We start from the raw sequence: 12329 nt of genomic DNA on the forward strand, positions 1-12329 counted from the left end.
ATGATCACTTACCTCCACGACGCAGTATGACAGCGAGCCCGGGGCCCGGAAAGCGAATTTTCCGCCCGGCCGAGTCCTCCGGCACGCCCTCATCACGACTTCCTGACAGCGCTCGTCAATCGGGAGTTCGGGCGGCCCGGCTTCGCGGTATAAGCACCACGACGGGGGCGGCCGCCGACGGTCCCCGCTGTTCGGCTTCGCTGTCCGGGCCGTTCCTAGGGATGCTAAAACGGGGGCAAAAAGGTGACGAGCGACGAAAATGACAAAAATAGCAATGACCAGGAAAATGGCCGGGCGGGCATTCGTCATCGGCGGTGGTTCCTACCGGCCGCCCTCGGATTGGCCGTCGTGGTGGGCGGCGCGGTCGGCGCCGGAGTCCTCCGGCTCACCGGCTCACACCCGGCCGAACACCGCTCGGCCGTCCAGCGCCGAGCGGCGCAGCCCCGGCAGCCGGTCCAGCCCAAGGTCGACTGTCATGTGCACAAGTGCATCGCGCTGACCTTCGACGACGGACCGCTCGCTGAAACCACCCCCAAGCTCCTCGACACTCTGAAGGCCCACGGAGCGCACGCGACGTTCTTCGTGCTCGGCATGCAGGTGGCGGGCAACGAGGCGGTGCTGAAACGGGAGGTCACCGAGGGCCACCAGGTGGGCAACCACACGTTCGACCACAAGAAACTCGTGGGGATGCCCCGAGCGATGGTCGAGGACGAGCTGATCCGCACTCAGGAGGCCATCCTCCAGGCGACGGGCACGACGCCGACGGTGTTCCGCCCGACGTACGGGTCCACCGACAAGCAGCTGAACGGGATCACCAAGGAGATGGGCCTCGCGCAGATCCTGTGGACCGTCGACACCGTGGACTGGAAGGACCGCAACACCGCGCTCGTCACGAAACGCGTCCTGGCCGGCACGAAGCCGGGCCACATCGTGATCATGCATGACATCCGGCCGACCAGCGTGAACGCCGTCCCCGACATCCTGACGACCCTCACCAAGCAGGGCTACGCCTTCGTCACGATCTCCGAGCTCTACGGGGGCAAGCTGACGCCGGGCGAGCGCTACCCGGCGTTCCTCGGCTCACCCATCGCGGGCCCGGCCCCGCCCATGTGAGCCCCGCCGCGCCGCCGGGACGAGCCGACCCGGCGGCGCGGCGAGCCGGGCTCGCCATGCTTACGCGATCACCAGGCAGGTGTCGACGACCCAGCCGGTGATGCCCCTGGAGGTGAGCTTGGTGTAATGGTTGTCGGTCGCGCCGCAGGCCGTGTACGTGGTGCCGGCCTTGAAATCCTGGCTGCAGGCCGTGGCACCCTGGAGCATCAGGCCGAGAGCCGTGCCGTCCGTCGGCGATTTGCGAATCTTGAGGTTCTCCTTCGCCCGCAGCAACTCGCAGGACGCCGCCGAACCGGCCTGCGCGGCGGAGGCGGGACCGGGCGACACCAGCCCAGCCACGGCCAGCAGGGTCAACGCAGCGGATGTGACCAGGATCTTCTTCATGAGACGTCCGCTCCCTTCGAGGTACGCGCCCCGTCGGCGCTTCCTCGTCGTGGGACCCTAACAGTCCATGATCATTTACGTAAGATCATGTTCTCCTGAGGATCCTCGTACGGTCGCGGAGCGGAGACCGCCGGGCGTCAGTGCGCGGTCCAGCCGCCGTCCATGGCGAGCGACGCCCCAGTGATCATCGAGGCCTGCGGCGAACAGAGATAGGCGACCATCTCGGCCACCTCCTCCGGCTCGATGAGCCGCCGGATCGCGGCCCTGGCGAGCATGATCTCGTCGATGACCCGATCGGGCTCCATCTCGTGCACGGCCGCCTGGTCGGCGATCTGGTGCTCGACCAGCGGGGTGCGGACGTACGCCGGGCTGACGCAGTTGGCGGTGACCCCGTGCTGTGCCGCCTCCAGCGCGATGACCTTGGTCATCCCCTCCAGGGCGTGCTTGGCGGTGACGTAGGCAACCTTGTACGGCGAGGCCACCCGGCCGTGGACCGAGGAGATGCCGATGATCCGGCCCCATCCTCGGTCGTACATTCCGGGGAGCGCCCGCCGGGCCAGCCGGAACGGCGCCTCGACCATGACGCGCTGCATCCGCGCGAAGACGTCCGGGGGGAACTCGGTGACCGGCGCGACGTGCTGCAGCCCGGCGTTGTTGACCAGGATGTCCACGTCGCAGTCGACAGCCTCGACCGCCGCGGCGTCGGACAGGTCGGCGGTGACCGCCCGGCCTCCGATCTCCCCGGCGGCGGCCCGCGCCTCCTCTTCACGCAGGTCGACGATGACGACCTCGGCGCCGGCGGCCGCGAGCCTGCGGGCACAGGCCAGCCCGATCCCGCCGGCCGCGCCGGTCACCAGGGCCCGGCGGCCGGACAGGTCGAGGCCTGCGGACGGCCGGGTGGAGGGTTCGGGGGTGTTCGGCGGGACCACGCGTTCCTCCCCGTCATCGGGACGCTCGGTGCGAACACGACCCTATAGATGCGGGCTAGGTCAGACGGTACGGCGCGCGGCCGGGGCGGTGCTCGCCCGCAGCGAGATCGGTGGTGTCAGGAGCTGGTGGCGGGGCGCCGCGGAGGGGTCGGAGATGCGTTCGAGCAGCAGATCGATCGCGATCCGTCCCATCTCATGCGCCGGCACGTCGGCCGCGGTCAAGGCCGGGGTCACGGCCTCCGCCCATCGGCTGCCCGCGATCCCACTGATCGACATGTCGTGGGGAACCTTGCGTCCGGCGTGGGCCAGGCCGCGGTAGATCCCGCCCAGTGCCGCCTCGTTCATCGTGACGATGCCGGTCGTCCCGGGATCGTCCGACAGGATCCGCTGCACGCACGCCTCTCCGGAGGCGGCGTCGTCCCCGCAGGAGTAGGACGTCCCCGTCAGCCCGAACTCCTCCACCGCCAGGTCGAATCCGTCCTGGCCGCGCCGCGCGGACTCGTAGCCCAGCCGGATCAGCCCCTCCGACCGGTTCACGAACACGATGCGCTCGTGCCCGAGCTCCGCCAGGTGCTGGACGCAGTGCCGGATCAATCCCTGGTGATCGAGATCCACCCAGGCGGTGCCCTCCGGGTCGGCGACACGGCCGATCGTCACGAACGGGAATGCGGTCTCTCGCATGCGTTCGACCCGGGGGTCCTGCAGGCGGATCTCCATGAGGATCACGCCGTCGACCCTCCGCTCGCCCACCAGCCGCTGGAACGAGCGGTCCTCCCCGGCCCCCGTCCGTGACATCAGGATGTCGTAGTCGCGAACCGCCGCCGCCTCGACGACGCCGCCGAGGAACTCCAGCTGCATCTCGGTGTAGTGCGTGCTGGCAGGCGGGAAGACCAGGCCCAGGGCACGGGTCTCGCCGCGGGCCAGGGCACGGGCGCTGGCGTTCGGCTGGTACCCGATCTCGTCGATCACCTGCTGGATGCGAAGCCGGGTCGCCTCCGACACCGGCCGCTTGCCGCTCAGCGCGTAGGAGACGGTGCTGCGGGAGACCTTGGCGCGCCGGGCGATCTCCCCGATGTTCACCGACTCTGCTCTATCGGATCGACTCGGCACTCGTCCTCCCCTACGGCGTCGCAAGTGTAGCGATCTCTCAGCCCGCCATGACCGAGCATCGAACCGGTTCGTCAGAACGTAGGCGCGCCCCGGGACAGTGTCAAGCAGACGGTGACGCACACGCCACCTGCGCCGATCCCACGGACGGTACGACCGGCCCCGGGCGCCACCGGACTCCGGGAACCCGGCCACTCCACGTCCGCCTGGGTCGAACGTCGCCGATCAGTCATCGAATCGGTTCGACGAAGATGTCTCCAACCTGCGGGCAGGCACGCCACCGCCGCCGATACGGCGGCTCACAACAGACATACGACGACGAAAACCGGCATCAGGCCCATTGACCTCCGCGCACGCCGGGCTTATGTTCTGTCGAACCGGTTCCGCGAAACCGATTCGACACACGATGGAAACATCTCCCATCACCTGGTCGGGCCGGTCGAGCCCTCGGGGGACGACATGCCCGGATCCGCGGAACGGACCTCACCCGGTCCGTTCTCGCCGACCGGCGATCAACGAACGAACTGAGCAGAGGGAGTCAAGGTGAGAGCACTTCCGTTCCGGCGCCGTGCCATCGGCGCGGGCCTGGTCGCCGTCGCCCTGTCCGCCGGCCTGGCCGGATGCGCGTCCTCTCAGGGCGGCACCGGTGGCGGCGCGGCCAAGGGCACCTACACGATCTGGGACCCGTACCCGCAGTTCGACAACTCCTCGGCCTGGGTGCAGTTGCTGAACAAGTGCGGCACCAGCGCCGGCGTGACGGTCAAGCGGACCGGCTACGACACCAGCGACCTGACGAACAAGGCCCTGCTCGCCTCGCAGCAGGGCAACGCCCCCGACGTGCTGATCGTCGACAACCCGGTCGTGTCGACGCTGGCGGAGGGCGGCGTGCTCACCACCACCGCCGACACCAAGATCGACACGTCGTCGATCGAACCGAACCTCCTCGCGGCCGGCCAGAGCGGCGGCAAGACGTACGGCATCCCGATCGGCGCCAACACGCTCGCCCTCTACTACAACAAGGCGGTCCTCAAGGCCGCCAACGTCGACATCGCGTCCGTGAAGGACTGGAACTCGCTGACCGCCGCCCTGGCCAAGGTCAACGAGGCCGGGAAGAAGGGCATCACCTTCTCGGGCATCGGCACGGAGGAGGGCAGCTTCCAGTTCCTGCCGTGGTTCTGGGGCTCGGGCGCGCAGCTGACCAAGCTCGACTCCCCCGCCGCCATGTCGGCACTGTCGCTGTGGACCGACTGGGTGAAGAAGGGGTACGCCCCGAACTCGGTCATCAACAACACCCAGACCACCAGCTGGCAGGAGTTCGCGACCGGTAAGTTCGCCTTCGCCGAGAACGGCACCTGGCAGGTGGCGAACGCCAAGAAGGCCGGCTTCGAGTACGGCATCATCCCGATTCCGGCGATGAACGGCGGCACCGCTCCCGCGCCGACGGGCGGTGAGTTCGTCACCGTGCCGGTGCAGAAGCAGACCGATCGCTACGCCACCTCCGAGAAGCTCGTCACCTGCCTGACCAGCGCGGACAACTCGTACACGACGGACACGACGCTGTCCTACGTCGCGCCCACCGACGCCGTTCAGGCCAAGCAGGTCGCCGCGACGCCGGACCTGAAGGTCTGGGTGGATGCCGTCCACGCGGCCAAGGGGCGTACGAGTGACAACCTCGGCACCAAGTACCCCAAGATCTCCCAGCCGATGTGGACGGCGATGCAGGCGGCGCTGAGCGGATCGAAGTCGCCGCAGGCGGCGCTCACCGCGGCCCAGTCGACGGCGGCGGCCGCGACCAAGTGAGCCGGATGAACGACACGACACAGGCACCGGAGCGGCGTGCCGTGCGTGGACGCGACGGTGCGGCGGTCGTCGCCGCCGCACCCCGCGCCCGGGCCTCCGCGCGACGCCCCCGCTCGGGCCAGTGGGCGGCCTGGGCGTTCCTCGCCCCGGTGACCGCGTACCTGGTGCTGTTCTACGCCTATCCGCTGTACCGCAACCTCGACCTGAGCCTGCGGAACTACACGGTCCGCTCCTTCGTCCAGGGCGGCGCCCCGTTCACCGGACTGAAGAACTACGGCACCGTCCTGCACGACCCGACGTTCGGACCGGCCCTGCTCCACACCGTGGTGTTCACCGTGGTGTCGCTGGCGTTCCAGTTCACGATCGGGATGGCCCTGGCCGTGTTCTTCACGCAGCACTTCCGGCTGTCCGCCACGCTGCGGGCGCTGTTCCTCGTGCCGTGGCTGCTCCCGCTGATCGTCTCGGCGTCCACCTGGTCCTGGATGCTCAACAGCGACTCGGGCGTCGTGAACTCCGTCCTGCACTACGCCGGGATCGCGCCGGTCAACTGGCTCACCTCGCCGCAGTGGTCGCTCGTCTCGGTGATCATCGCGAACGTCTGGATCGGCATCCCGTTCAACCTGGTCGTGCTCTACAGCGGGCTGCAGGCGATCCCCGCCTCGATCTACGAGGCGGCGGCGCTCGACGGGGCGAACGGCTGGCAGCGGTTCTGGAAGGTCACCTTCCCACTGCTGCGGCCGGTATCGGCGATCACGCTGCTCCTCGGCCTGATCTACACGCTGAAGGTGCTGGACATCATCTGGATCATGACCAAGGGCGGGCCGGCCGACTCCTCGACGACGTTCGCCACCTGGTCGTACCGGCTCGGCTTCGGCAACCTCCTGCCCTCGTTCGGCCCCGGCTCGGCCGTCGGCAACCTGCTGATCGTGATGGCCCTCGTCTTCGGCCTGCTCTACATCCGCGTCCAGCGAAGGCAGCAGACGGCATGAACGCCAAGACGACCTGGTGGAAGACGGGGCTCGGCGTGGTCCTCACCGCGCTCATGCTCTTCCCCGTCTACTGGATGATCAACGTGTCCCTGACCAGGGACCAGGACATGCGCAAGAGCCCGCCGAACCTCGTGCCGTTCCACGGCACGCTGGAGGGCTACCGCGCCGTCATCGACCAGCAGCTGCCCTACCTCGGCACCAGCCTGCTCATCGGGCTCGGCACCGTCGCGCTCACGGTCGTGCTCGCGGCGCCCGCCGGGTACTCGCTGGCCAAGCTGCGCCCCAGGGGCGGCGGCGTGCTGAGCTTCGTGCTCCTGATCGCCCAGATGATCCCCGGGATCATCATGGCGATGGGGTTCTACGCGATCTACCTCAGCCTCGGCGTGCTCAACTCCCCCGTCGGGCTCGTCGTCGCCGACTCGACGATCGCCGTCCCCTTCGCGGTGCTGATCTTCACGGCGTTCATGTCCGGGATCCCGGACGAGCTGATCCAGGCGGCGAAGATCGACGGCGCCGGGAGGTTCCGGACGTTCTGGTCGATCGTCCTCCCGGTCAGCCGCAACGCGGTCGTCACCGTGTCCCTGTTCGCGTTCCTGTGGGCGTGGTCCGACTTCGTGTTCGCCAGCACCCTGGACGGCGGGAGCAACCGGCAGCCGATCACCCTCGGCATCTACCACTACATCGGCAACAACAACCAGCAGTGGAACGCCATCATGGCGACCGCCGTCGTCGCCTCCGTTCCCGCCACCGTGCTGCTGATCATCGCTCAGCGCTACGTCGCCGCCGGCGTCACGGCCGGAGCGGTGAAGGACTGACAGTGAAAAGAGAGTCAATGACCGTCGCCCGGCCGGCGTTCTCCGTGCAGGAGATCCCCTTCAGCCACCACGGATCGTGGTTCGGCATCTCCCCCGTCATCGCGGAGAAGACCTTCGCGGAGGACCTCCATCTCGTCTCCCACCAGACGGGCATGTACCCGGTGCTCCGCTTCACCCCGACCAGCGCCGGTGAGCGCGCCGACACGGTGGTCGCCGCGACACCGGGCCTGCTCACCTGGACGCACGACGCCGGCCGCGTCGAGCTCGCCTACGATCGGGCCGACACGGTCCGTGTCCGGGGACGCGGGCTCGGCCTGCGCGTCATCGCGGCCAACCCGCTCCTGACCCCGTTCAGCGGCCCGTACTTCTACCGCGATCCCGCCGACGGCGCCCACGTCTTCACCCTGTACGAGACCGGGCGGCGCTACCGGCTGACCGTGCTCGCCGGCCGGGCGGAGACGGTGGGCGTGCAGGCGCTGGGGTCCGCCGAGCGCGGCATGCTCCTGCCGGACGACGCGCCGTGGGAGATCGCCATCGAGGAGTTCGACAGCGCCCGGCCGCCGTACGCGTCATCGGGGACGTTCGAGGAGATCGCCGACGCCGCGCAGGCCCGCTTCGCGGCCTTCGCCGACGCCGTGGCGCCGTGGCGTACGCCGGAGACCCCCGCCGCCGAGCTCGCCGCCTATGTGCTCTGGTCCGCCACGGTGGCGCCGAACGGGTTCCTGGCGCGGCCCGCCGTGCTGATGTCCAAGCACTGGATGGACAAGGTCTGGAGCTGGGACCACTGCTTCAACGCGCTCGCGCTGGCCGGCGGCCTGCCGGAGCTGGCGTGGGACCAGTTCCAGGTGCCGTTCGACCACCAGGCGGAGTCCGGCTGCCTGCCCGACTCCGTGACGCACTCGGAGATCCTCTACAACTTCGTCAAGCCCCCGATCCACGGCTGGGCGCTACGGCGCCTGCGGGAACGCCTGCCGGACGGCGTCGCCCCGGACGAGCTGCCCGATGTGTACCGGCGGCTCGCGCGGTGGACGGAATTCTGGCTGACCGCCCGGCGCGCGCCCGGTCACCCGCTGCCGCACTACCAGCACGGCAACGACAGCGGCTGGGACAACGCCACGACCTTCGACCCCGACCACGTCATCGAGACGGCCGACCTCGCCGGATTCCTCGTCCTCCAGCTGCGGGAGCTCGCCGGCCTCGCCCGCGAACTCCGTCTCGAGGACGAGGCCGCCGGCTGGTCGAAGGCCGCCGACGAGGTGTGCGCCGCCCTGCTCGAGGAGCTGTGGACGGGAGAGGAGTTCGTCGCGCGCGCGGTCGAGTCGGGACGCACCTGGACGAGCGCCGGCCTGCTCGACCTCATGCCGATCGTGCTGGGCGACATCCTGCCGCCCGAGGTGCGCGAGACCCTGGCCGACCGGATCCGGGCGCACCTCACGCCGTACGGGCCGGCCACCGAGCTCGTCACCTCCGAGCACTACCAGGCCGACGGCTACTGGCGCGGTCCCGTCTGGGCGCCCTCGACGGTACTCATCGAGGACGGCCTTCGCCGTGGCGGGTTCGACGAGCTCGCCGACGAGGTCAGCGACCGGTTCCGCGCCCTGTGCGAGAAGTCCGGCTTCGCGGAGAACTTCGACGCCCTGACCGGGGCGGGCCTGCGCGACCGCGCCTACACCTGGACGGCGAGCGCCTACCTCCTCTTCGCCGAGGCGTACGAGCGACGCCGTACCGCGCTCGCGGAGGCGATCCCGGGCTGAAACGCCGGTGGGGTGCCCGCCGTCGCGGCGGGCACCCCGTTCCATCAGGCGATCAGGAGACCGTCTCGAAGGGCAGCCACAGCGCGAGCCGGCCGCCGATCCGCTGATCGGAGATCGCGAGCGTCTGGATCTCCGTGGGAGACAGGGCCCGCTTGTACACGCGCACGTCGTCGAGCGAGCCGTGGAACCGGTTGGCACCGTCCAGGCGCTCTCCGACGTGGATGCCGTCCACGCCGAACTCCTTGCCCTCGGTGACCGAGCCGGGCGGCACCGTGGTGGAGGCGACCTGCGTTCCATCGATCCACAGCGAGAACCGCCCGTCGGCGCGCTGCAGCGCCACGTGGTGCCACTGCCCGTCGTTGTAGGCGCTCGCCGACTGGACGGAGATGGTGAACCGGTCGACCACGATCATCGCGATGATGCGCTTGGACGCCGGCTCGGCCCGCAGCCACAGCTGCGGCGTCGTCCCGCTCCCCCACCGGTACGCCCACAGCAGCGCGTGCGTCCCGGCGGTGTCGGAGTAGCGGAACGAGGTGGCCATCGTGAAGTCGCCGCCGCCGACGTCGATCGCCTTGCTGAACGGCACCTCGACGCGGTCGTCGACCCCGTCCAGGTCGAGGCCGTTGCCGAACCGTCCGGGCGCGGTCTGCGCGCCGCCGCGCACGTAGGCGTCGTTGCCCCGGTGCGAGGCGTCGGGGGTCTTCGGCCCCGGCGCGGGCGGCCCGGGGATGCCGGGCGGCGTGCCGTTGGGCGTGGCGAGGAACGCCTCGTTGAACCGCGCCCAGCGGATCGTGTCGTACGGGGTGGCGGTGCCCGCCTCGTACATCAGGCCGGCCTCGTCGTCGCCGAGCTTCACCATGTCCGAGTACCCGGACGGGCCCCACCAGAAGACCTTGCCCTGCTGCCAGCGCTGCCAGGTGCGGCCCTCGTCGTAGGACGAGCGCACCGACATCGCCTCGCGGGCCACGGGATGTGCCGGCGAGGACAGCAGGATGCGGTTGGTCCGGTCGCCCTGGTCGCGGGCGTGCATGCGCAGCGTCGAGGCCTGCACGTCCGGCAGCGCGAGGTTCTTCACGATGCGGAACGGCCGCTCGAAGGTCTCCCCGCCGTCCTTGCTGATGGCGTACGCCCGGTGGCCCGGGTCGGTGCCCCGCTCGCGGGCCAGCGCGTAGATCCGCCCGTCGGTGAGCTCGACGACGGTCACCTCCTGGGCGATCATCGTGCCGTCGTCGAACGCGCTCGTCGCCCCGATGTGCCAGGTCACGCCGCTGTCGTCGCTGTAGAGCAGGTGCGTGCCGTAGACGTGCGGGTCCGTCCCGCGGTCCCAGGTCTCATAGTTCGCGCCGAGAACGAGACGGCCCGCGTGGCGGCCGCGGGTGAGCTGGATGCCGTGCATCGGCCCGGTCGCGTACCAGAAGTTCCACTCCGGGCGCTTGCCCTCGGTCATCTCCCGGGGCGCGGTCCAGGTGGCGCCGTTGTCGTCGCTCCACTGCACGTACGGGTCGCGGTCGCACCCGTTGGGGCAGGGGTCCGGGCCGTTGTGGGTGCTGACCAGGACGACCCGGCCGGTGCGCTGGTCGACGATCGGCACCGGGTTGCCGTGCGTCGAGCCGTTGCCCTTCGAGACGACCTGCAACGGGCCCCACGTGCGGCCGCCGTCGGCGGAGCGCCGTAGGACGATGTCGATGTTCTCGTCGTCGCCGCAGTCCTTGACGCGGCCCTCGGCGAAGGCCAGCACCATGCCGTTGGCCGCGCGGACGACCGCCGGGATCCGGAAACAGAAGTAGCCGAACTGCTTCTGCTGGAAGAGGACCTGTTCTTCGTCGAACGGCGCCGGCGACGTCGGCTTCGCGGACGGGGCCGGGGACGCCGGTGCGGCCGCGCCGGCGGGGTGGGCGGCCAGGGTGGCGGGTGACCCCAGGAGGAGCCCGGCCGCGATCAGGGCGACGCGTCGCCACGCGGCCGGTCGGCGACCGGGCGGTTTCTTGGAGACGTACCTCATGGTGTGCCTTTCCATGAGAGAGACGGAGGCGGCGGACATCCTATGTCCTACGTTCTATCTCCACCAGACCTGCTATTGACGCCTTCCGAGCAGGCCGTTAGCGTCCCCCGGACATAGGACATCCCACGTCCAGGGAAGGACTGAGCCGATGCGAGCAGTCGATCGCGGGCCCCTCCGCGCCGCGTGCGTCGCCACCGTTCTCGTGGCCGGCCTCGCCGCCGTGACGAGCCCGTCCCGGGCGGCCACCGGGTGCGAGACGTCCGTGCCGTACACGGCGGGCACCGAGGGCTACAGCGCGTTCCGCATCCCCGCGGTGATCAAGACCCGGTCCGGCGACCTGCTGGCCTTCGCCGAGGGCCGGTTCTCCGGGCTCGGCGACGCCGGGAACATCGACACCGTCGTCAAGCGGTCCACCGACGGCGGCTGCACCTGGGGTCCGCTGCGCGTGGTGCTGGACAGCGGCCCGAACACCTCCGGCAATCCCGCGCCCGTCGTGACGGCGCGGGGCCGCATCGTGCTGCTGACGACGTACAACGCCGGGACGGCGACCGAGACGGCGATCCTGCGCGGCCAGGTGACGCCCGAGCAGAGCCGGCGCGTGTTCGTGCAGTACAGCGACGACGACGGGACCACGTGGTCGGCGCCGCGCGAGATCACCGCCGACGCCAAGCTCGCGAACTGGCGCTGGTACGCCACGGGTCCCGGCCACGCGATCCGGCTGACCCGCGGCCGACACGCCGGACGGCTGGTGGTGCCGGCGAACCACTCCATCGCCCCGCCGGCGGGCTCGTCCGACCTGGGCTCCGAGGCCAAGTACTACGGCGGGCATGATCTCTACAGCGACGACGGCGGCCGGACCTGGCACATCGGCTACGTCGACGACAATCCCGACGGATACGTCAACGTGAACGAGTCGACGGCCGCCCAACTGCCCGACGGCCGCGTCTACGTCAACGCCCGCGACCAGAACGGCACGAGCCCCGCGGTCCGCGCGGACGCCTACAGCCGGGACGGGGGCCGTACCCTCACGGAGCCGTTCCGCCCGCAGGACTCCCTGACCGGCCCGGTCGTCGAGGGCAGCGTCCTTCAGCCGCGCGGCCGTAAGGCGCCACTGCTCTACTCCGGCCCGGCCAGCCCGACCAGCCGGGCGATCATGACGTTGCGCGTCAGCCGGGACGCGGGCGCGACCTGGAAGCCGGCGCTGACGCTCTCGACGCTGCCCGCCGGGTACTCCGACCTGGTCCAGGTCGACGCCCGCACCGTCGGCGTGCTGTACGAGACGGGCAACGCCGGACCGTACGAGAACATCACCTTCCGCCGCGTGTCACTGCGCGACCTGGGGCATCAGTCCTGAGCCGGCCGGACGGCGGGCTCCTGAGACCGGTCCCCAGGGCCTGTCTCGAAGTCCCCGTCCGTAGCGAGCGGCGTCCAGGTGG

General features: G+C 70.1%; 10 protein-coding genes. 6 read left to right on the plus strand and 4 right to left on the minus strand.

The genetic code is table 11. The features are described from left to right. Positions 1–348: 348 nt before the first annotated feature. Positions 349–1113, plus strand: coding sequence for a polysaccharide deacetylase family protein (locus tag ABEA24_RS11440; protein ID WP_345430704.1), 765 nt, complete (start codon positions 349–351; stop codon positions 1111–1113). A gap of 60 nt (positions 1114–1173) precedes the next feature. Here the strand turns inward: ABEA24_RS11440 and ABEA24_RS11445 are convergent, their stop codons facing one another. The 3 genes from ABEA24_RS11445 to ABEA24_RS11455 all read right to left on the minus strand — a co-directional run bounded on the left by ABEA24_RS11445 (position 1174) and on the right by ABEA24_RS11455 (position 3506). Further along, positions 1174–1497 carry a hypothetical protein gene (locus tag ABEA24_RS11445; RefSeq protein ID WP_345430705.1) on the minus strand — a complete coding sequence of 108 codons (324 nt, stop codon included), beginning with the start codon at positions 1495–1497 and terminating at the stop codon, positions 1174–1176. 137 nt (positions 1498–1634) lie between these two features. Then, positions 1635–2426 (minus strand): 3-hydroxybutyrate dehydrogenase, encoded by a 792-nt coding sequence (locus tag ABEA24_RS11450; protein ID WP_345430706.1) that lies wholly within the window; start codon positions 2424–2426, stop codon positions 1635–1637. A 60-nt stretch (positions 2427–2486) separates the two neighbouring features. Next, positions 2487–3506: a LacI family DNA-binding transcriptional regulator gene (locus ABEA24_RS11455; RefSeq protein WP_345430707.1), complete on the minus strand. Its 1020-nt coding sequence runs from the start codon at positions 3504–3506 to the stop codon at positions 2487–2489. Between the two features lie 570 nt (positions 3507–4076). On the opposite strand from ABEA24_RS11455, the gene ABEA24_RS11460 reads away from it, so the two are divergent. From ABEA24_RS11460 to ABEA24_RS11475, 4 genes are read left to right on the plus strand one after another with little or no spacing between them, the layout of a single operon-like run. Then, complete coding sequence (locus ABEA24_RS11460) at positions 4077–5333, plus strand: sugar ABC transporter substrate-binding protein (protein WP_345430708.1); 1257 nt, start codon at positions 4077–4079, stop codon at positions 5331–5333. A gap of 5 nt (positions 5334–5338) precedes the next feature. Continuing rightward, entirely contained in the window at positions 5339–6322 is a 984-nt protein-coding gene (locus tag ABEA24_RS11465) for a carbohydrate ABC transporter permease (protein WP_345430709.1), read from the plus strand. Further along, positions 6319–7137 carry a carbohydrate ABC transporter permease gene (locus tag ABEA24_RS11470; protein WP_345430710.1) on the plus strand — a complete coding sequence of 273 codons (819 nt, stop codon included), beginning with the start codon at positions 6319–6321 and terminating at the stop codon, positions 7135–7137. Before ABEA24_RS11465 ends, ABEA24_RS11470 begins: the two co-directional genes overlap by 4 nt. 17 nt (positions 7138–7154) lie before the next feature. After that, a complete protein-coding gene (locus ABEA24_RS11475; RefSeq protein WP_345430711.1) occupies positions 7155–8891 on the plus strand; it encodes an amylo-alpha-1,6-glucosidase in 1737 nt (578 codons plus the stop codon). 52 nt (positions 8892–8943) lie between these two features. Here ABEA24_RS11475 and ABEA24_RS11480 read toward each other — a convergent pair whose 3' ends face one another. Further along, positions 8944–10893 (minus strand): exo-alpha-sialidase, encoded by a 1950-nt coding sequence (locus ABEA24_RS11480; RefSeq protein ID WP_345430712.1) that lies wholly within the window; start codon positions 10891–10893, stop codon positions 8944–8946. 148 nt (positions 10894–11041) lie between these two features. Here ABEA24_RS11480 and ABEA24_RS11485 point away from each other — a divergent pair, with 148 nt between their 5' ends. Beyond that, positions 11042–12247: a sialidase family protein gene (locus ABEA24_RS11485; RefSeq protein WP_345430714.1), complete on the plus strand. Its 1206-nt coding sequence runs from the start codon at positions 11042–11044 to the stop codon at positions 12245–12247. The last annotated feature ends 82 nt before the right edge of the window (positions 12248–12329 follow it).

The organism is Actinoallomurus vinaceus (assembly GCF_039542055.1).
In the GTDB taxonomy this organism is placed as follows: domain Bacteria; phylum Actinomycetota; class Actinomycetes; order Streptosporangiales; family Streptosporangiaceae; genus Actinoallomurus; species Actinoallomurus vinaceus.

What these genes read in the sequence shown, in the direction of transcription:
- ABEA24_RS11445 (WP_345430705.1), bottom strand. Translation starts at nt 1,497, where the DNA reads ATGAAGAAGATCCTGGTCACATCCGCTGCGTTGACCCTGCTGGCCGTG.
- ABEA24_RS11465 (WP_345430709.1), top strand. Translation starts at nt 5,339, where the DNA reads ATGAACGACACGACACAGGCACCGGAGCGGCGTGCCGTGCGTGGACGC.
- ABEA24_RS11470 (WP_345430710.1), top strand. Translation starts at nt 6,319, where the DNA reads ATGAACGCCAAGACGACCTGGTGGAAGACGGGGCTCGGCGTGGTCCTC.
- ABEA24_RS11475 (WP_345430711.1), top strand. Translation starts at nt 7,155, where the DNA reads ATGACCGTCGCCCGGCCGGCGTTCTCCGTGCAGGAGATCCCCTTCAGC.
- ABEA24_RS11480 (WP_345430712.1), bottom strand. Translation starts at nt 10,893, where the DNA reads ATGAGGTACGTCTCCAAGAAACCGCCCGGTCGCCGACCGGCCGCGTGG.
- ABEA24_RS11485 (WP_345430714.1), top strand. Translation starts at nt 11,042, where the DNA reads ATGCGAGCAGTCGATCGCGGGCCCCTCCGCGCCGCGTGCGTCGCCACC.